15 protein-coding genes and 1 tRNA gene are annotated in these 20,459 nt (G+C 38.1%); 2 read left to right on the forward strand and 14 right to left on the reverse strand.

Features of this window, described 5'->3' with window-relative positions; genetic code table 11:
- Nucleotides 1-196 precede the first annotated feature (196 nt).
- The 14 genes from ALGA_RS08580 to ALGA_RS08645 all read right to left on the reverse strand — a co-directional run bounded on the left by ALGA_RS08580 (nucleotide 197) and on the right by ALGA_RS08645 (nucleotide 17,088).
- On the reverse strand, nucleotides 197-3,391 hold the full coding sequence (locus ALGA_RS08580; RefSeq protein ID WP_096428935.1) for an SPOR domain-containing protein: 3,195 nt from the start codon (nucleotides 3,389-3,391) through the stop codon (nucleotides 197-199).
- A 27-nt stretch (nucleotides 3,392-3,418) separates the two neighbouring features.
- Complete coding sequence (locus ALGA_RS08585; RefSeq protein WP_096428936.1) at nucleotides 3,419-3,925, reverse strand: DUF4402 domain-containing protein; 507 nt, start codon at nucleotides 3,923-3,925, stop codon at nucleotides 3,419-3,421.
- A gap of 23 nt (nucleotides 3,926-3,948) precedes the next feature.
- Nucleotides 3,949-4,824: a fimbrial biogenesis chaperone gene (locus ALGA_RS08590; protein WP_145957598.1), complete on the reverse strand. Its 876-nt coding sequence runs from the start codon at nucleotides 4,822-4,824 to the stop codon at nucleotides 3,949-3,951.
- 122 nt (nucleotides 4,825-4,946) lie between these two features.
- Nucleotides 4,947-5,483 (reverse strand): DUF4402 domain-containing protein, encoded by a 537-nt coding sequence (locus ALGA_RS08595; RefSeq protein WP_096433524.1) that lies wholly within the window; start codon nucleotides 5,481-5,483, stop codon nucleotides 4,947-4,949.
- 666 nt (nucleotides 5,484-6,149) lie between these two features.
- Nucleotides 6,150-6,422 carry an ATP-binding protein gene (locus tag ALGA_RS08600; RefSeq protein ID WP_231706089.1) on the reverse strand — a complete coding sequence of 91 codons (273 nt, stop codon included), beginning with the start codon at nucleotides 6,420-6,422 and terminating at the stop codon, nucleotides 6,150-6,152.
- Nucleotides 6,349-7,287: a methyltransferase domain-containing protein gene (locus ALGA_RS23365; RefSeq protein WP_096428939.1), complete on the reverse strand. Its 939-nt coding sequence runs from the start codon at nucleotides 7,285-7,287 to the stop codon at nucleotides 6,349-6,351. Before ALGA_RS23365 ends, ALGA_RS08600 begins: the two co-directional genes overlap by 74 nt.
- A 319-nt stretch (nucleotides 7,288-7,606) precedes the next feature.
- Nucleotides 7,607-9,373 (reverse strand): sensor histidine kinase, encoded by a 1,767-nt coding sequence (locus tag ALGA_RS08610; protein ID WP_096428940.1) that lies wholly within the window; start codon nucleotides 9,371-9,373, stop codon nucleotides 7,607-7,609.
- Nucleotides 9,374-9,805: 432 nt separating this feature from the next.
- Nucleotides 9,806-11,461 (reverse strand): AMP-binding protein, encoded by a 1,656-nt coding sequence (locus tag ALGA_RS08615; protein ID WP_197705730.1) that lies wholly within the window; start codon nucleotides 11,459-11,461, stop codon nucleotides 9,806-9,808.
- Between the two features lie 9 nt (nucleotides 11,462-11,470).
- The gene (locus ALGA_RS08620; protein WP_096428941.1) at nucleotides 11,471-12,022 is read right to left on the reverse strand and encodes a helix-turn-helix domain-containing protein; all 552 of its coding nucleotides are present in this window, start codon (nucleotides 12,020-12,022) and stop codon (nucleotides 11,471-11,473) included.
- Nucleotides 12,023-12,356: 334 nt separating this feature from the next.
- Nucleotides 12,357-12,428 (reverse strand) — tRNA-Arg (locus ALGA_RS08625).
- Nucleotides 12,429-12,510: 82 nt separating this feature from the next.
- Nucleotides 12,511-13,245, reverse strand: coding sequence for a DNA repair protein RecO (gene recO, locus ALGA_RS08630; protein WP_096428942.1), 735 nt, complete (start codon nucleotides 13,243-13,245; stop codon nucleotides 12,511-12,513).
- A 10-nt stretch (nucleotides 13,246-13,255) separates the two neighbouring features.
- Nucleotides 13,256-15,538, reverse strand: coding sequence for a type IX secretion system anionic LPS delivery protein PorZ (porZ, locus tag ALGA_RS08635; RefSeq protein ID WP_096428943.1), 2,283 nt, complete (start codon nucleotides 15,536-15,538; stop codon nucleotides 13,256-13,258).
- Nucleotides 15,539-15,593: 55 nt separating this feature from the next.
- Nucleotides 15,594-16,175, reverse strand: coding sequence for a non-canonical purine NTP diphosphatase (locus ALGA_RS08640; protein WP_096428944.1), 582 nt, complete (start codon nucleotides 16,173-16,175; stop codon nucleotides 15,594-15,596).
- Between the two features lie 85 nt (nucleotides 16,176-16,260).
- Complete coding sequence (locus ALGA_RS08645) at nucleotides 16,261-17,088, reverse strand: universal stress protein (RefSeq protein ID WP_096428945.1); 828 nt, start codon at nucleotides 17,086-17,088, stop codon at nucleotides 16,261-16,263.
- A 218-nt stretch (nucleotides 17,089-17,306) separates the two neighbouring features.
- Between ALGA_RS08645 and ALGA_RS08650 the strand changes: the two genes are divergently transcribed.
- A complete protein-coding gene (locus tag ALGA_RS08650) occupies nucleotides 17,307-18,800 on the forward strand; it encodes an adenylate/guanylate cyclase domain-containing protein (RefSeq protein WP_162845413.1) in 1,494 nt (497 codons plus the stop codon).
- A gap of 159 nt (nucleotides 18,801-18,959) precedes the next feature.
- Nucleotides 18,960-20,183, forward strand: a complete 1,224-nt coding sequence (locus ALGA_RS08655) for an aminotransferase-like domain-containing protein (protein ID WP_096428947.1) — start codon at nucleotides 18,960-18,962, stop codon at nucleotides 20,181-20,183.
- The last annotated feature ends 276 nt before the right edge of the window (nucleotides 20,184-20,459 follow it).

Genomic DNA, 20,459 nt, shown 5'->3' on the forward strand with positions numbered 1-20,459 from the left:
AGAACCCAAACAGAAATACACGGAGAGTTGGCTACCCGTGACTTCTGGTCTTTCAAGTTTTTGTCCCTGCTTGATTTTAGATGGCTAAAATAGCAGATGCTGATGCTTCAAGTATTTTCCATGCTTCCCTTTATCTTCCAGCAACCCATAATTCACGACTTGCAGCTCCTGATTATGAATTGTAATTTCGGAAAACTTAAAAAGAAAGCTTACGGAAAACAGGCACAATATAAATATCAGTAAAACCTTTACCCAATAAGTTATACAAGAAATTCCTTGCATTTTTACGCCCGTTAAAATAGATGAACCGTACTTTATAGAATCCATCTTCAAACTCAACAGCAGTCGTTTGATTATAAATTGCATCCAGATGAGCCTGTAAGGCCAAAGCATTGGATCGCTTCCCAAACGCACCGACTTGAACTGCAAACAATCCTCTATTAATAAGTTCATCTCCGGATGTTTGAAAAGATTCCGGATTAATTGCTTGTACATACTCCTTAACAGAAACTAGCAAGGCATCAGAATAGCCCTCTAAAGCAAGTTTTGGAAGGAATAATCGTGATTCTTCACAATCTTCAAATCCTGATATAAAAATCTTGAAATTCAGACCTTCGTGAACAATCACAACGGAACTACCAAACTTACTTCGTATGTGATCCCTAACAGCAATAGCCTTACTCTTAAGTTTACATTCAGCAACTTGTATCAAACAAGCCGCTTTTTCTTTGACATCTTTATGTTTGGAGGCAAGCATTTTTTCTTCTTTAACTGCCATTACAGTTGCAGATGTATCCCGATCAATGTTTTGAAGCACCAACTCAAGCCCATCGACATAATCGCCGTATACTGTACCCTTAATCGTAAATGGCAAAATATCAGGCATTGCCATCATGTCTAATTTTCGCAATTGAGCACTGTCGATTCGGGCAGTATAAGAACCGGCTGGCAAACCCAGATAGCTAAAATAACCATCAACCTCGGTAAGGGTGCGGGCAATGCGCGTAGAGCCGCTGTTGTAAAAATTGACTATAATACGTCCAATCCCTTTCTGGCTTTCACCTTCGCGATGATAGACCGTCCCTGCCACTTCCCCAACAACAGAAACAGGAACTTCAACCCGCTTAAAATGATTAGGTGTTACTTCAATCTTAAGAATTTTCTTTTCAATTTTCCATCCAATATTATTGAAACTATTGGGGTCAATCTGAACCGTGTAGTTTCTATAGGGTTCCATATTAACGACACGAATAATGCTATCGCGATCCATTTTCACCCTGGAACAGCCCTTAACCCTGAGTTTTAACCCCCAGGCCTTTGGCTCCCCCTTATCGTGATGACCATTGCAGTTATAATCTAGAAAAGGCAGAAAGATGATACCTCCCTTACCAACCATATTTCGGTTATTTGTCCCTAAATACTTGGTTGAACGATCATACATAAGGCTTCCCCGGGCCGATTGAGAAAAACTGGTTTTGTTATTACTACGACGGGCTGAAACAGACGCACTCCCAAAAGAAAAATCATAACGCAAGCCAATTTGTGCCATACTGCTCTCACTTGACAAATTGTAATTGTATGAAATATCGAGATAAGCCTTTTTAAATACCTTTTTCCGAAGGGCAGCGCTCACGGATACCAACTCATTCTGAGAATAATTGTATTGCAAACGGGGTGAAAAAGTATAAGCAGATGGCAACCTGAAAGTCATTGAAAGATTACTGGAAACACCAACTTGAGAACCATCTGTAAATATCGCATTGGTTTTCAAATTCGTATTGGCTCCAAAAACAGATCCTGAAAACATGATCTCAGCTCTGGTACTTTTACCCGAGGGGTGAATTATCTGGTTTAAGGCGAGACGTGAGTAGGCTGAGAAGTTCGGAGTTCGGATTGGGAAAGACAGACTCAATTTTCGCTCTTCGAGCGTATTCGTATTAATCGCAATCTGATCTTTTACATAGCGCGTATAATCCAAAACCAAATTCAAATTAGAAGTCCCCAGGTAACTCAGTCTGCCCACAGAACTTACCCCATGGTTATATTCACCCGAAAACAATAAACCCGAACCAAACCTAAGCGACATATTCGCAAAAGGAATACTTCCTGCTGAAGTTGGAGAGGACAGGTATTCCACCCCACCACCAAATGTAAAAGACCGACTTACACCATAATTGAATTTACCCCTTGTAAACCGGCTATGATCACCATCCTGAAGCACGCCAGCCTGCAGGCTATATTCAAATTCATTTTGTGGCAGAAAATTTAAAGGAATACTAATCGTCTCCTCTTTGGTACGCTCTTCTCCCCAGGGACCATAAAAACGGAGATTTAATTCAGTATTCCCATACAGCAAGGGCACTTCGAAAGAATAGAAACCAGAAGCATCCGCTTTTGCATAATCAACCATTCTATTATTCACATAAAGTTCAACAAGCCAGTTGGGCTCTGTAAAATCACTCAAGGTGTAGGAACCAAAAGACCGCCGTTGCGTTGTAGGTGTATTGGTCAACTGCACACCCACAACAGAGGCGCTTATGGATGAAATTGATTGACTAGATATTTTACCGGCTCTCACTTGCCTCATAAGCCTGAGCTTATTATTAACAAAGTGCCATTGGTAATATTGCTTACTCAAAGAGAAATTTGAATTTGGGGTATAAGAGAGGTTTAAATTTGCTTCTCCTCCCGCAATCATCGATCCAAGGGCCAGATGTAAGTTTTCACTACTCGCTCCCTCTAATTCCTGTTTAGAAACAATGGACCAATCAGCCATGCCCAATTTAAACAAGGGGCAATCCCGCTTAATAATTGTATCCGGGCTAATTTCGCCTTTCAGTCCAGCTCTGTTTTTACGCATGGCTTCCATACGGAGCAGACGAATTAAAGGCAGGTCGAGTTCGGTTTTCATTTTTACCGAGAGGCTTCGGAAATGAAATTTGCAGTCCAAGCCAAATACTTTCCCGAAATAGTCGAGTTTCAGGTATAAATTGCCTGCAGTCCGAATCAAATCTGTGGGCTTCAGATCAAAGCGTTTGTCCTGATATCGAATCTGGTAATTTTTTACATCTACAATGTAAGTTGCCTCTTCCTTAATGATAAAGCCTTCTACCGAATCGAATCGAGGTGCGGGAATGTTTTTAATCTTAAGAAAATCGAAAACATCAGGAAGTGACAGGTAGGCTTGTTGCCCGTAAATAGCTGCAGGAATCTCAGCTCCACCTACGCCTTGCACACTAAAGTAAACCGAAATCTCGTCGTATCCTCCCTCTTCCTGACCAAAAGAAGTGAGCGGAAATAGCAGCAAGAAGCAGCAGATAAGCCTCCATAAAGCAAAAGCCGGATTTTCCTCTTGTTCGATAAGATGAGCTTGAAAAATCTTAGCTGTCATGGGAATTATATCTGCTTAAACCGGTGTTTATTCCTGTATAAAAGTGACTTCGAGTGAGCCACTGTAATCTCCCGAAGAATTGGCTTGAGGATTTTCCATAGTCAGAATGCCGCCCATACGAACCTGTATCCGACCTGAAGGGGGGACGATAATCGGGAAACCGGGTTCAGAGTCACCTACCTGAAGACTTATAGAACCACCATTACTGCGAGACATGCCTGTGTCAGATCCTTTTAGGATAAATACCAGCGTTCCGGGCTCAGCCTCTAGTTCGTAAATAGCAGGATAATACGAAAATCCTGAAACATTGGCCACTATCATGTCGCCACTAAGCAGTCGTGTACCATCTGGTGAAACTGTGACAGTTCCTCCTGAACTCCCCTGAAAGAAGGCTCCAAAACTAATGTCTTGAATGGTTACAACAGAGAACGGAACAGCTGGCTCCTGAGCTACTAAGGACAAGTGACTCAATAGAAAAAGTAAGCCTCCGCAAATAAATGTAAGTAAGCGACTACGTTTGAAGGCAAGTATCATGAAGATTTTCTTGTGTGGAATGATTAGTGCAGGTTCAGTTCTGCTTCGCAAAGCATAGCTCCCTTATCAGCTTTTTGCCTGCTGTACACCAAATGTAATTTCCCTTTTGTATAATCAATTCCGGCCTGATTGTCAAGTTTCATTGAAAAAGTTCGGGAGGCAGTCGGCGAATAAACGGCTAATCCTTTTACAAGCCCTACCTGAATTAACTTCCCTTCCGGTGAAATATAATCAACCCGAATATCCCCATAAACCGACATGTTCCCGGTACGGTCAAATTTTAATTTTAGCTTGAAAGTCTGATCTTCGTCCCTAACAAGTTCCAAATTCGAAAGACTCACCTGAGCCGTAGATTCTCCCCTGCGGATAATCACCGGAATGGTAATGCCAAAAACAGGCTTCAAACTGACAGAGAGTCCTGTAGCAACATGGCTGTCTTCTTTCTCGCCAAGCGCCTTTTTTTGAGGTACAGCTCGAAAATAGATATGAGAACGGAATTCCCCTGTGACCAACTGGTTGGTTTTGCTCAGCTGCATTTTCACAAGCTGAGCTTCATTGGGAGCAAGAGTCACCCTGCGTGGAAAAAAACGCAGGTTGTCACTGGCAAAATTCTGACCCGGATCTGGCTGAGTGATTTCCTCAAAACCCCCACCTTCCGTCATCCTGATTTCTTTGAATGAAATATTGTAAGTGGCAGTATCCTTTCCCGTATTGGCCAGATTCAATTCCTGCATTCTTTTATTCCCCTCAAAAACCACCCTGCGTGGGGTAATGAGCAGGTTTCCTTGCGCCATCGCTTGTCCTGAAGAAAAAAGGGACAATACAATGCAACCTAAAAAAGAAAAAAACATTGCCTTTTTTAAGGTGATTTGTGTCTGTAAGAATCCGACTACTCTCATAATTTTATTATTGAGGAAACAAGCCAGTTTTTATGGCTAAAAAAAGAAACTTTGATAAAGATGAGATACACTTAATAAATCATTAGGGGGAAACACTGCGTTTCCCCCTAATGATTATATTACTAGTTATAATTCACTGTTACTTCGAAACCTGTTTCATTTGTATAAACTCCAGCAAGCTGTGATGCATCTACATTCAAAGTAGCACCAACTGTCAAAGCAAATGTACCGGATGCCAATGTACCAGTCCATACACCTTCAGTATCAACACCATTACATGTAAAAGCATTTACGGTCATATTATTCTCCGCGCCATCAGAAATTGTATAATCAGCAGTTGGCAAAGTAATTACATAAGTATAAGCGCCTTCCCCTGTTACAGTAAAAGCAGCAGCTTGTTCGGCTCCAGAACCCACTGTAGGTATTGTTACACCTCCAGTAGTTGAGCGAACAGCTGACGGTGATAAGATAACAGTTCCAGCGGTAGACTGTACAGCAACATTACCGAAATTCATATCGTCTGTTTGAAGAATGCTAATTGGTTGTACAATAGTTGCAGAAGCTGTAGCTGCTGCACTTCTTTCGGCTTGTGCAAAAGAGCTGGTTGCAAATCCAAACATCATGATTGCAATAGCAAAAACTTTAGTTAAATTTTTCATTTTATTTTTTTTAATTATTGATTTCTTGAAGATTTGCTTTTCGTTCCGGATCAGAAAGCAATTTTTTTTCATTTTGACAAAAATGCTGTATTCATAGATGAACATTACAATATTATACATTTAAAAGCGTTATTATTGGATATCTATTGCCTAAAAATACAGATACAGGTTAACTCAATGATAGAAAGTTGATTCAATCGTAAAAAAAATTCCGCTGAAATGGGCATTAAATAATGAAATAATCACTGCTTTCCTTTTACTTATTGGCCCAAATTCAATCGTTACTACTTTCCATCATACAGTTGCAGGCTTATGCTATTTACAGTATTGAATAGTAGATAAACAGGGTGAATGTTGGAAATAAATATGGTTTTTTTGTCGCAAAGCGTCATTTTTAAGGCATAACTAGTCATAACACGAACTCTTTCGAACCCGATGAAAAAAAATCATATTTACAGTAAGACAAATCATATCCCGTGCAAAAGATACAATCAGGATCCAGTTTGAAAGAAATGTAAAGTGAGAAAACGTTTTGTGATACAAGATGGCAGAAGTAGAATGTCTCTGCACAAAAGATTATTACTATTCACAACAAATAGAACTCATCGCTAGGTCTTACAGACCGCTCAGGGTTTTATTTATTAGCACCGGATTACCCATGTGAGATTAACAATGTGGTATGGAAAATTTGAATGTACTGCCCTTCCCAATCTCACTTTCTATCCAAATCTCACCTTTGTGCATTTCGATAAATTCCCTACAAAGTAGCAAACCCAGGCCAGTTCCTGATTCCTTGTTTGTTCCCTCTTTTGAATGGCAATAATCGATCCGGAATAGTTGGTCAATATATTTTTGAATTCTACTTTTATTTAACTGCTTCGACAAATAATGCCACGAAATTCCACAAATTATCAAAGTATTTTCGATTTCGAAGAACACGGGCTGAACTTTGCCCTGGAGCCATGATCTGAACTTTGCTGAATCCAGCTGTTTTTAATGCCTTGATCAATTTATCATGATTCCACCAGTTGATGTGATTGGAACGGTACTTTCTTTGTATCTCAACAGAACATCTAGAAGAGCAATAATCTAAGGCATCTTCCATTTTCATGGTGTTCATTATGTGATTGAACTCCTCGTCCTGAATTTGTTGGGGATTATCTTCGGAATGAATTGTTGAAGCATTGGCTGCAAAATGAACTAAGGCAACCTGTTCAAAAGACGCTTGATTCAAGCGTGTTTTATATCCATATACAGGATGGTGTCTATCGGAGCTCTGAATATCTACCCATGAATAATAGGTTTTATCATTATTTAAATACGCATTATAATCTAATTCTGAATTTGGCGCAACCACTTTAAAAACGCCTCCAGGTTTAAGCGAGCGGTATGCCTCTTTAAAGAAGTAAGCTGCAGCTTCGTCATCTAAATGTTCTATTGTGTATTGCGATTGAATTATCTCAGCAGAATCACTCTCAAGTGGAAGTGGCGTTTTATCCAACAAATCGTGCATGATATCCTTTTCGGGATTGTATCTTTCCCACCCATCAAGTAGTATTGGAGCCTCTACGTCTATGTTAGTCCAAAACGGATGATAAAAATAGCCTCCGAACCCACCATGTCCACCTGCACAAATATTATAAAAGGCTCTTTTTTTTACACTGTCTTCACCATATTGTTGAACATATAGGTTGAGATCATCTTTAAACTTATTATATGTAATTTTAAATCCTGTATTACTTTCAATAATTTTTTGTGTTTTTAACGCAAGTTTTCTGGCTGCATTTTTTACTGAATTAGTCATAAGGCAATATTTAATAGGTATTTTAAGATATATCTTGCAATGCTTAAAACTACAAAAATGTTTCCCAACATTACTTGAATCACAATCATTTAACTGTTTCTTTTAAAAACAATTCATCAAAATTGGCTTTTATATACCTACTGGCCATAAGCGTGTAAGGGGAATATTTTAGGCAAACTGCCAATCAAATAAAAATGGATTATCAACAATTAGAGATTGATTGTAGCATTGTTTTTTAAGACCTTACGGAATAAAAACAGCCGTGTCTTGATCTCTCAACAAGATAGCTATCATTTATGTACCAGATGTTAGCACCGGTTTATTCATCTGAATAACAATGTGGTATGGAAAATTTGAATGTACTGCCCTTCCCGATCTCACTTTCTATCCAAATATCACCCTTGTGCATTTCGATAAACTCCTTACAAAGCAACAAACCCAGGCCAGTTCCCGATTCCTTGTTTGTTCCCTCTTTTGAATGGCAATAATCGATCCGGAACAATTTGTCAATATATTCTTGTGTCATCCCAACTCCATTATCAGCAACAGAAACAATCAATTGCTTCTCCATTTGTTCCGTGCTAATGGTTAATTCGCCTCCCGAATTAGTGAATTTTATCGCATTCGCAACTAGATTTCTCAAAACGGTAGTTATCATAGCCTTATCAGCTACAACAGGAATATGTTGAGGTGATTTTTTAAAAATTGCAATGGATTTTTGATGAGCTGTATCATTGGATAATTCCAACACTTCATTAATTACACTGACCAATTCAATACATTGCGGATCAAATTTAATTTTTCCTGTTTGTGCTTGTGACCAATCTAAGAGGTTTTTGAGCAGATTCATTGCTCGTTCTGAGGAATCTTGTATAATAGCTGCGTATCGCGCAACCCCTTCGTAATCACGTTCTTGAATGCGATCTAAAATAAGATCACTGAAGCCAATCACACTATTAAAGGGACTCTTCAAGTCGTGCCCAATAATAGAGAAAAAACGGTCTTTGGTAGCATTCAGCTCCCGCAGACGGATTTCATTCATTTTAATACTTTGCTCAGTCTGTTTTCGTTCTGTGATATCACGAACGTTAAGAATAACAGATTTAATTGCAGGATTATCTAATTGATTGTTCCCAAAAGCTTCCAGATAGACCCAGTTCCCATTTTTATGACGATGTCGGTATTGAGTTCCTCCGCTTGTTTTATTTTCAATCATATCACGAAAGCCTTTTGCCGCTAACTTCTGATCTTCCGGATGAATCATGCTTTCTATAACTGGCACATTTATCAGTTCATCGGTTTTGAAACCCAGTATTTTCTCACATGATTCACTCACATAATGTTGAATTCCATTTGAATCAACAAGAGTAATCATGTCAAATGAATTTTTTATGAGTCCTTTAAACAATTCTTCCTGTGTTGAGATTTCAGTTAGCAGTCGCTTATTAAACATCAATATGAGGTTGTAAGCAAGGAATAGAAAAGTAATTTGATTGACTATGATAAACCATGTCTCAGAGTCATTTGAATTAAAATAGGAGCTTATTGAATGATCTCCAACTAAAAGATAAATGATCCGCCAAACATAGATCAAGCTATAGATGAGAAAAATCAGACCAACTCCCCTTACCATCTGACGCATATTAACAGGAGTCTTCTTTAGCATGAACAATGCCGTTTGGGAAAAAATATAGAATAAAGCAAAGGATGAAAGGAGGATTCTTGCAAACAGCAAAGGATTGAAATAAGCAAAATAGAAATGAACAATGAAATAGACCAAAATTATAATGTAGTTATAACTTTGAAGTCCTTTTTTCCCGCAAAATTGTTGAAGTCCAGTTAACATCACCACTCCTGATGAAAAAATTAAGGTATTTGCAACCGTCATCGAAATCCAGTCAGGAACAACACCCCTCATAAATATCAAAATGGTTCCTAATGCATTAAAGACAAAGCAAAGCAGTATAAAAGTTGTACCTGGAAATCTCTTTTTCACTTGCAAAAACAGCAGAACAATTACCGCTAAGCTTATGATATTCGTTATTAAATAGCTAATAAAAATTGTAGGGAAGTCGATTTGAAACATACAAATTGCTTAATTAATACATGATCATGTTACAATCCGATTTTTAAGGTGTCGCTAAAGGTGGTGGTTGGTGACATCTAAATATAGTTATTTCTTTCAGAAAGGCAAACACAAATTACTAATTCAAACGTGTGTACCTGCCATTTAGACTAAGAACTTATGAATCCTCATACTGAAATACTCCAGATATAATAAAGCTTCATTTTCCAATTGAGATCCATAAACTGACAAAATCCTGAAGATATGTTACGATCTAAAAACAAAAAATCCTCGTAAGTATAAACTTACAAGGATTTTATCGGCAGCCCCAACAGGACCTAAATATCATGATATTACTCTCTAAACATCATACAATTACAAAACAAAAAAACACTTTAACATCCCTTTGTTTGTCCCCGTAATTAATGTTAGTTGATTCTCTGCAAGTATCAGTTACGCCTTTTTATTTCTTAACTCTACCCTTCTAATTTTACCACTGATGGTTTTTGGAAGAGCCTCAACAAACTCTATGATACGAGGATATTTGTAAGGAGCGGTTACTTTTTTCATGTGATTTTGAATCTCCTTAATTAACTCCTCGCTTCCAGGTGCGTATTCTTTGCTCAGTACGATTGTAGCCTTCACTACTTGTCCCCGCACATCATCCGGCACACCGGTAATGGCGCACTCAACCACTGATGGGTGAGTCATCAATGCACTTTCTACCTCGAAGGGTCCAATTCTGTAGCCTGAACTTTTAATTACATCGTCAACACGCCCAACGAACCAATAGTAACCATCTTCGTCGCACCATGCAATGTCTCCGGTATGGTAAAAACCACCGTAAAGCACTTCCGATGTTTTTTCTGGATCACGATAGTATTCAGTAAATAATCCAATGGGCTTTCCGTCTTTGATATCAATCACAATCTCGCCCTGTTCACCAACCTCACAAAAAGTTCCGTCGGATTTATGAAGCCCAACTTTATACATTGGCGATGGCATTCCCATGGATCCTGGTTTTGGTGTCATCCAAGGATAACTACCAATTTGAACCGTTGTTTCGGTCTGTCCGAAGGCCTCCATGAGCATGATGCCCGTTAATTCTTTGAAGGTATCGAAAACCTTCGGGCTAAGTGCTTCGCCAGCTGTGGTGCAATATTCCAAAGACGAAAGATCATAGGCAGCTATGTCTTCTTTGATCAAAAATCTATAAATCGTTGGCGGCGCACAAAAGGATGTTACTTTGTATTTAGAAATCACGGCCAACAGATCACTTGGCGTGAATTTTTTATGATCGTAGATAAACACCGAACAACCAGCCATCATTTGTCCGTAGAGTTTTCCCCAGACAGCTTTTCCCCAGCCTGTGTCAGCAACAGTAAGGTGCACACCATCTTCTTTTACATTGTGCCAAAACGACGCGGTGATGATATGCCCCAGCGGATAAGCAAAGTTATGAGCCACCATTTTAGGTTCTCCCGTGGTTCCGGATGTAAAATACAAGAGAGAGGTATCTTCAATTGCGCTTGCCTTTTGGGGTCCGGCAAATAAAGGCGCTTTCGCGATTCCATTTTCCCAGCTCTTCCAATTTTGGGGCACATCCGATCCAATTGCGATGCAATGCTCCAGCGTTTCACAATCGTTTCTTGCCTCATCAACATGATCGATCACTTGTTGTTCGTTGACTGCCACAATGGCTTTAATACTTGCCGCTGAGCATCGGTAAACAATATCTTTCTTGGTTAACAAATGAGTAGCAGGAATAGCCACAGCACCCAATTTATGCAGTGCAATAATCGCATACCAAAACTCCAGGCGACGCATCAAAATCAACATCACTTTATCTCCATGCCCAATCCCTGTTTGTTGCAAATAGGAGGCTGCCTCATCGCTTTTTCTTTTTAGCTCCGCATAGGTAACATCTACGTGTATTCCCTCATCATTCGTCCATACAATAGCCACTTTATTAGGTTCCAACTTCGCATATTCGTCCACAATATCGTAGGCAAAATTAAAATTCTCAGGTTCCTTGATCTTGAAATTTGTCACAAAATCGTCCGTCGAATTAAATTCCGACTGAACGAGGTATTTTTTATACAACTGCATTGTTTATTTTTATTTAAGAATAACTGCAAGAAACTTGCATCTTATATTATTAACCGCCCTCATATTATGAGAGAGTTCTGAGTTAAAGTAAATTGTATCCCCTTGATGCAATAGAATCTTTTTATCATTTAAACGAAGCTCCATTTCACCTTCAAGCACTAGAATGAATTCTTGCCCAACATGCGCACTAGGCTCCCGCTCTTTCTCACTTGGCTCAACAGTAACCATAAAAGGTTCTGCTTTTCTTCCTACAAAACTAGACCCGAGCGACTCGTACTGATAAGCTCCTCGGCTATGAACGCCAACACCCTTACCTTTTCGGGTAATGGAATATTCAAATACGTGAGGCTCCTCTCCGGCAATCAATGCAGTAAGCTCTATGTTATAATGCTTAGAAATATTATGAAGCACACCTACTGGAATATCAACAGCTCCACTTTCATACTTCAAATAATTATCGACAGTGGTATGGCAAACATCTGCAGCTTCATCGAGAGTGAACTCAAGCGCTTCTCTTAAGCCTTGTAAACGCTTCGCTATTTGACGAATTTGTTCGTTCATTTTGTAGTCTTTGGTTAGTAAGACTACAAGAAAAGAAAAATGATTCCGAAATGCAAGGCTCCCAGTTTTTACTTATGATCAAAATAGAATTTGCAATCCGAAACGACTCTCATTCTGTTCTCAAAAATATTCTGAGTCACAACATTTGTATACAAAGCATTATTCTTTGCCACTGAGCTAGGACTTTCTTTTTCCCAACTTTTCTTTCCCCTTTTACAAGTCATAAAAAGTAGTCAAATCACAAAAATTGATTGTTTTGGGGGATACAATGGGGACAAGCACAAATAATAAATCCGTAAAGTGCATCAAATTAGCATTTTACGGATATTATTAGTAGCCCCAACAGGACTCGAACCTGTATCTAGTGTTTAGGAAACGCTTGTTCTATCCCTTGAACTATGGGGCTAAAAGACATGCAAAAATATCTAAATCTTGCTAATCAGCAAAACAAATGCAGAAATGATTCAAATAAATAAAAAAAAGAAAGACTATTCCTCTTCCTGAAACAGTTCGTGAAGCACCGATAAGGATTTTAAATTGGTAAAACCATCAATTTGCAGCGCATAAAAATTCAAAATGGCACGCAAAAGACAATCCCGCTCTTCATTGCTCATTTTTAAACTGTTGATAAGATCAATTGAAGTATTAAATAAGGAATAAAGCCTTCCGCTTACGCCCTTTTCCAGACAATGTGCATGTGTTCTTTCTTCGTCTACAAAAAAACCATTGTCCATATCGAAAAAAGCATTTGTATCAGACCAATTGAGTTGTGGGGAAAAACCCAAAAAACGGCCTAGTTTGCTTAAAAAATACAAATGAAATCGTCCGATGGATTCTTCTGTGAGATCGAGATAGCGGATGCTATTGTACAGAAACACAAATAGTTCCTGGTTTCGCTCTTCCTCGCGAAGTACTTTTGAACACACTTCTGTTAGAAAAAAAACCATTGTGCTTTTGTACACATCAAAAACTAAGTTGTTTAAATTCTCACAAAGCCGAACCTCTTTTATCGACTGAATATTCTTTCCTTCCCGATGATAAACTTCCATTTCAAGAAGAAAAAATGGCCGAAACAAATTACTCTTCATGGCTGACTTCTTGGATCTTCCTCCTTTCACCATGTACGACTGACGACCAAACTTTTCGGTATACACCTGAACAATCAAGCTGGTGTCACCATACTTAATCTGATTCAAAACGACTCCTTTGGTCTTGTGGATCATCAGAACTTTATTAATGAATGAATAGTAATTTAATCACCTTCGATTTAGAACCATCAGAATTGGAGCAAAATATCAGGTAAACACCAGTATGCACTCTCGATCTGTTGAAGTTTTTCCCATCCCAGATAAACTGGCCGCCCTCTGATTTTCCTTCCATCACCAAATTACCACTAATATCAGTGATTTTCACAGTCGATTTGGCCATTAAACCACTCACAACAACATCACCGTGATAGGTTTCCCGAACGGGATTCGGATACACATAGAGATCATTATAAGATTCTGTTCCTGCAGTTACCTCTCCTTTATAAGAAACCATTCCTTTATCGGTCACAAAAAACACCTCCCCATTTTCCGGATTTACTGATATTTTCTGAACTGTATTGGAAGGCAAAGGACTGTTTTCACTTGTAAAATGAGACAATTGCTCATCACCATTCTCAGAAATCAGGAAAACACCTGAATTTGCCGTTCCCAGCCATTTTTGATTGGCTCCATTCAAAGCAATGGCATTTACAACTTCCGTTCCCAGCAAATACTGAGTGGAACCTTCGATAGTAATTATAGGCTGATAGGCATAAAAGCTGCCTGTCCTAAAAATATTTCCCGGGTTGGAATAAACCGCAACTCCACTTGATGTTCCGCACCATACATCTCCATTGTCATCTTCAATCAGATCGTAAATATTCGAACTGATTGTTGAATTGTTCTCATCACGAACTAAAAAAGAAGCGACAGCATCATCATCCTGATTGGAAAGGGTCTGATTTTCATTAAATGCAAAAAGAGCTTGTCCCGGAGCATTTAAAACCCATTTGTCTCCATTTTGAAGGCAGACAATCTTTTGCATATTTACACGGTTTGCAAGGGTTGAATAGCTTAAAGAAGTCCATTCACCGGCAAGAGAATGAACTTTTACCGGAGCAGAAGAATTCGCATCCAATATCCATAAATTTCCATCCTCATCCGAATCCATGCCACTAATTCCTTTCGTACCAAGCGGTGAATTTTCAAAATTCCAATTGGTTGTAAATTCATTCTTTTCAAAAACAAATAGTCCATCTCCCCAACTAGCCGCATAAACAAGGGATTGATCTCTTTTATTGCCTGTGATCGAAAGCAAATCAAATTGATTCTCGAAAGCTGATGTGTTTTCTTTTGAATAGTTGGTCCATTGCTGATTTTCAAACAAAAACAATTCCGCATCTTCGCCCATTCCCTCAAAAGCAGCTGTTACACCGCCAGCAACAGCCCATGTTTGATCCGCAACTGAGAATACATTTGATATATTTTTACGTAAAGGTCCGTCGGGTTTAATTTGATCGGTACCACTTCCACTAATCTCCCGCAAGGATGTCTGGTAATCAGCAATAAATGTTCTTCCAGCTACTTCCAAAGCATCACGCATTGCAGAAATTCCTGAAGACTGCAAAACTGAGTCTTCAATTCCTGTTGCAGTAAACAGTTGAGTTTTATCGGTTTGCACTACCCACAATTGATTTTCACTGTTTCTAATGGAATAGATTCTTGAAAAATTTCCGGCGAATTTAGCCCAAACGGCATTCCTGTTCCGATACAATTCGCTTGATGTTTCAGACAAAATCCGGCTTACAATTACATTACCATCAATCAGTTCCAAATGTTCACATTCTCTTTGAAAAACAGGAATGTTTAGCTGATGATCCCAGTTATTATAATCCGCCAAATTACTTGAAGATAAATCTGCTGAATAAATTCCCTGATTGGTAGCGGCCCAAATTGTAGTTGAGCTTATTTTGATGTCATTCACTACCAATTTCTCACCCTCAGCGCCAATAAAATAGGTGTCAGCAACTTCCATTTTATCCAAATTAATGACCACAATTCCAAAATCCGTACCCAAATAGGCAAACTCACTTGTACAAGTAATGGAATTGATGGACTTGTTCTCGATCAGGGAGAATTTCTTGATGTCCGGAATATTTTGAATTACTCCATCAGATATAACATCCAAATTCCCGCTTGCATACCCAATCAAAAGACTGCGTGAAGCCTCTTCCCAGCCAATGGCGGAAATTTCCGATTCCGACAAGCCCTTTGTTTTACTGAAAGCAACTATTTCATTATCGTTCAACGAGTAAGAAAACAAGCCTGATTCAGTTAAGCAATACAATTTTTCGCCACCAGCAAGCAAGGCATTTGCCTTCTGATATGGCAAATGCTCCCTCCATTCACCAATCTTTATCTGACTTTGAGTAGTCAAAGCAAATGTTAGAAGTAAAAAAGTGAAAATGCATCGGATTTGTAGCTTCATACAATACTATATTAGCAGGGAAGTATTCTTGTATTTTTAATTGAAATATCAGACTTTATTCTTTAAGGCTTAGCAAATAATTTACCAATTTCCGAACGGCCAAACCTCTGTGGCTGATCTTGTTTTTTTCAGTCATATCCATTTCTGCAAATGAAATATCATATCCTTTTGGTTCAAAAATTGGATCGTAGCCAAAACCATCAATCCCACGCTCCTTTTCAAGGATATTTCCTTCAACGATACCTTCAAACTGATTCTCCTTACCATCAATGATTAAAGAGATTACGGTTCGAAACCTTGATTTTCTGTTTTCAACACCATTTAGATTCTCAAGAACCTTTTTCATATTGGCTTTTGCATCCTTTTCTTCTCCGGCATATCTGGCAGAATAAACACCAGGTTCATTATTCAAGGCTTCTATTTCCAATCCAGTATCATCCGCAAAGCAATTGACATTAAATTTATCGAAGATATACTGAGCTTTTTGACTTGCATTTTCTTCCAGTGTTTCGTAATCTTCCGGAATCTCATCCTCACAATTGATATCTGCCAGACATAACAGTTCAATCTCTTCTCCTAAAAGGTTTTGTAACTCCTTTAGTTTATTTCGGTTATTGGTCGCAAAAACAAGCTTCATATTTACTTTTTTATCAATTTATGGATATAAAAAAAACAACGGCCATACAACCGTTGTTCAAATATATAAATTTCAAATTTATGCTTTAATAAAAACTGCCATATTTAGCCAGATCTGTTCGTGGATTCACACACATAACAGGAATATGAGCTGAATTGGCAATCACAAATTGCTCATGTGCTCCCAACATGTAATCCTGAAACGAAATATTCTTTGTGGTCATGATTAAGATAATGTCTGCCTCAATCTTTTTAGCAAAATCAACTGTTTCCATGGCAAAATCATTCCCTCCGTCAGCTGTATCAATTTCATAATCGATGCCTCTGTTTTCCAGATATTTCTTCGCAAAAACAAGATTTGCTTTTGTTCTTTGCAGCATCTGACCTTCAGGGATTTTAGGCGTAATAATTCTCATTTTTGCTTTAAAGAATTTGCCCAAAAATTCAGCCCAGCTCAATTTCTCTTTATTTTCCTTTTTAAAATCAACAGGCAATACTACCGATGAATATTTCTTTTGAACAGGAGGAGCCTGAACTACAACAAAAGGGACACGTGATCCGATGATCACCTTCAGCGCCCAGCTGCCAGTCAATTTTTGCATTCCTTTAATTCCATGAGTACCCATAAGCACCAGCATAGAATTCATCTCTTTAGCAATATCATTAATAGATGTAAAAATACTACCCTCACGAACAATCACCTCGGTGAGAACCCCAGTTTCTTTTTGGACTTTTGCAACAGCTTCAGCCATCTTAGCTTTTGCCTCATCAAGTTGTGAACCTTTCTTGACAATGTGCAGTAAAATAACATTCGCATCTACATTTTCAGCAAATATCAAAGCATGTTCCAATGCGTACTCTGCAACAGTCGAAAAATCCCATGCAACGAGTATTGATCTCTTAGTGTTTTCCATAGTTTAAAGTAAAAAGAGGATAGTTATTAATAGTATTAACATAACCGTGCTACAATTTAGCCATTTTATGCTAGACTAGCAAATTTTAGCTGAGTCGGTTAATATTCTGTATTATTTTAAACTTAAGACTGTTATTAAAAAATTCTTGGCTATTTTTATTACCATTATTTAGCTTGAATTTTAACACGTTACTAATGACTCATTACTCTCAGCTATTAATGTTATTATACTCAGCTGATTACACATCAGTATTGCTTATATCCCTAGGAGAAAACGCATTAAGTTTTATTTCTGAGAATATGATTGTATTGGGTATTATGCAATTATTTCTTGTTGCCTTGATGTATTTATGGTTTAAATTGAAATTAAAAAGAGAGAAACTAAAAATTGAAAGTGATTTTTACGATAAAAATCAAGAAATCATTCTGCAAAAGGACAAAGCTGAAAAACTTCTTTCCAATCTTTTACCTCAACAAACAGCCGAAGAATTACAATCTACAGGAAAAGTAAGCTCCAGAAGATTTCGCATGGTCACCGTTTTATTTTCTGATATTCATGGATTTACAAAAATTGTGGAACAGATGAATCCTGAAGATTTGATTGATGAGCTGGATAAGTTTTTTATGCATTTCGATTCAATCGTTGATAAATTCAATATCGAAAAAATTAAAACTGTTGGTGATGCGTACATGTGTGCCGGCGGTATTCCCAACAAAAACAGAACAAACCCAATTGAAGTTATTCTTGCTGCTATGGAAATTCAGCAGTACATGAAAAGCATGAAAATAAACTCGAAAGCGGGAAAAAAAGGCATTTGGGGATTGCGAATTGGTGTTCATACAGGCCCTGTAATTGCTGGTGTTGTAGGCACTAAAAAGGTGAGTTACGATATTTGGGGCGATACTGTAAATACGGCCAGTAGAATGGAGTCATCAGGATCGGTTAGCGAAATTAATATTTCGGGCATGACCTATATGCTGATTAAAGATTTCTTTATTTGTGAATACAGAGGCAGAATGCCCGTAAAATACAAAGGAAATATCGACATGTACTTTGTGCGGGGATTTAAACCCAATATGTCGACCGATTTAAAAGGATTAGTGCCCAATCAACATTTCTTAACGCAGTTCCAAACCCTCCGCTATGATGATCTGGAAGAAGCCATTCTAACAAAACTCGAGAATGAGTTGCCTAAAAACCTATACTATCACAACCTAAAACACACCATTGATGTAATTACCGAAGTGGAAATCATCGGTAGAAAGGAAGATATTTCGGATGCTGAAATGCTAATCATAAAAACTGCAGCCTTATTTCATGATAGCGGTTTTATTCTTTCCTACAACGAACACGAAGAGTGCAGTGTGAAAATGGCGAAACACATACTCCCCAAATATTTCTATTCGGAACAACAAATCGCTGAAATTTCCAACCTGATCATGCACACTAAATTTCCACCTAAGCCATTAACAAACCTGGAAAAGATCATTTGCGACGCTGATTTGGATTACCTGGGTCGTACCGACTTTATTCCTGTTTCAGGTAATTTATACCGAGAACTAAAAGAGCATGGACAAATCAAGAGTATTGATGATTGGAACCGTCTTCAGATAAAATTTATTGAAAATCACCAATATTTTACTGAAACTGCTCGTTATATGAGAGATGTAAACAAAATTAAACAGCTTGATAAGCTTCGGGAATTAATTTAAGTTCCTGATTATATTTTCGCTCATATTGATTTAAATTAAAAGCTAAAGTCAAATTCCATTTTCAATTTCATGGTTTTACTCTTGAAATAATGTAAATTTATAAGTGAAGTACTCAACTGGTATTTCATAAAATAAAACATTTATTAAAAAGGGGGAATAATGATTACAAATCTAGAAAACATTCTTTCTGATAGTGCGAAAAGCATGAAACGATCTGTTATCAGAGAGTTACTAAAGTTGACGCAAAAACCAGAAATAATCTCTTTTGCTGGTGGGCTACCTGCTCCCAACACTTTTCCTATTGAAGAATTAAAACAAATCAGCAATGAAGTTTTAGAGGAAGATGGAAGTGCTGCCTTGCAGTATGGAGCAACCGAAGGAGATCCCAGACTTCGTGAAATTCTAACGGAGAGATACCAAAAGCAAGGATTAAACATCTCTACTGAAAATCTGGTGATTCTAACCTCATCGCAACAAGGACTTGATTTAGCGGGAAAAATATTTCTGAACCGAGGGGATAAATTTATTTGTGGACTGCCTAGCTATTTGGGTGGTTTAGGTGCTTTTTCAAGCTATGGAGGCATTCCGATAGGAATCAAATTTGATAAATATGGGATGCGTTCTGATTTATTAGAAGAGACTTTGGCAAGAATGCTTGAAGATAAAAACCTACCGAAGTTCATTTATGTAATTCCTGACTTTCAAAACCCTGCGGGCATCACCATGCCTGAATTCCGAAGACTTGAAATTATTGCGATTGCTAAAAAATACAATATCCTGCTCATTGAAGATAGTCCGTATAGAGAGCTACGATTCGAGGGAGAAGCCCAAAAAATGATGTACGAGCTCGACAATTCGGGACAGGTAATTGCACTCGGAACTTTCTCTAAAATATTCGTGCCCGGATTTAGACTTGGCTGGGTAATCGCTCATGAAGCCATTATCGACAAATTTGTGAAAGCAAAACAATCAACTGATTTATGTACTTCTCCCTTTGTTCAGAAAATAGCCGCTAAATATTTGGAGAAAGGTCTGTTCGATAAGAATTTAAAAGGCATTATTAAGATGTATCACCACAAGCGGGATGTTATGCTTACTTCTTTCGAAGAATTTATGCCTAAAGGTGTTAGCTGGACAAAACCTGAGGGTGGTTTGTTTCTTTTTCTTAACTTACCGGAAGATTTGGATGCCGAAGATCTTTTTGAGATCGCAATTCAGAAGAATGTTGCATTTGTATTGGGATCGGTTTTCCACTGCGATGGAAGCGGAAAAAACACCATGAGAATTAACTTCTCGTTTGTAGATGAAGAGCAGAACAGAATAGGCGTGCAGCGCTTGGCTGAATCTATTAAAATACTGATGAACCGCAAAGTAAATGCGTAAGCGTTTGATCTCTTAAAAAGGATCAAACATATTTTTATATTCGTTATAAATCCTAACTCTCACCTTACAATGAGAAAAGAGGGAGTTCTAAATTAGAACTCCCTCTTTGTATTTTTATCATGACTAGTCCTGTGATATTAAAAAAAATACCACTGAGTGCACGGAGGTACACAGAGAAAAACAAAATGACAATGATGTTTATTGAATTTCAAGTAAGCCTACTGTAATCTTCTTGATTTCTATTTCAAATTGTAGAATAAATCCTCTGTATTATTT

Origin of the sequence: Labilibaculum antarcticum (assembly GCF_002356295.1) — a bacterium.
Lineage (GTDB): Bacteria > Bacteroidota > Bacteroidia > Bacteroidales > Marinifilaceae > Labilibaculum > Labilibaculum antarcticum.

Coding starts and splice junctions, on each gene's coding strand:
- ALGA_RS08580 (WP_096428935.1), bottom strand. CDS start 3,391: ATGACAGCTAAGATTTTTCAAGCTCATCTTATCGAACAAGAGGAAAAT.
- ALGA_RS08585 (WP_096428936.1), bottom strand. CDS start 3,925: ATGATACTTGCCTTCAAACGTAGTCGCTTACTTACATTTATTTGCGGA.
- ALGA_RS08590 (WP_145957598.1), bottom strand. CDS start 4,824: ATGAGAGTAGTCGGATTCTTACAGACACAAATCACCTTAAAAAAGGCA.
- ALGA_RS08595 (WP_096433524.1), bottom strand. CDS start 5,483: ATGAAAAATTTAACTAAAGTTTTTGCTATTGCAATCATGATGTTTGGA.
- ALGA_RS23365 (WP_096428939.1), bottom strand. CDS start 7,287: ATGACTAATTCAGTAAAAAATGCAGCCAGAAAACTTGCGTTAAAAACA.
- ALGA_RS08610 (WP_096428940.1), bottom strand. CDS start 9,373: ATGTTTCAAATCGACTTCCCTACAATTTTTATTAGCTATTTAATAACG.
- ALGA_RS08615 (WP_197705730.1), bottom strand. CDS start 11,461: ATGCAGTTGTATAAAAAATACCTCGTTCAGTCGGAATTTAATTCGACG.
- ALGA_RS08620 (WP_096428941.1), bottom strand. CDS start 12,022: ATGAACGAACAAATTCGTCAAATAGCGAAGCGTTTACAAGGCTTAAGA.
- recO (WP_096428942.1), bottom strand. CDS start 13,245: ATGATCCACAAGACCAAAGGAGTCGTTTTGAATCAGATTAAGTATGGT.
- porZ (WP_096428943.1), bottom strand. CDS start 15,538: ATGAAGCTACAAATCCGATGCATTTTCACTTTTTTACTTCTAACATTT.
- ALGA_RS08640 (WP_096428944.1), bottom strand. CDS start 16,175: ATGAAGCTTGTTTTTGCGACCAATAACCGAAATAAACTAAAGGAGTTA.
- ALGA_RS08645 (WP_096428945.1), bottom strand. CDS start 17,088: ATGGAAAACACTAAGAGATCAATACTCGTTGCATGGGATTTTTCGACT.
- ALGA_RS08650 (WP_162845413.1), top strand. CDS start 17,307: ATGTTATTATACTCAGCTGATTACACATCAGTATTGCTTATATCCCTA.
- ALGA_RS08655 (WP_096428947.1), top strand. CDS start 18,960: ATGATTACAAATCTAGAAAACATTCTTTCTGATAGTGCGAAAAGCATG.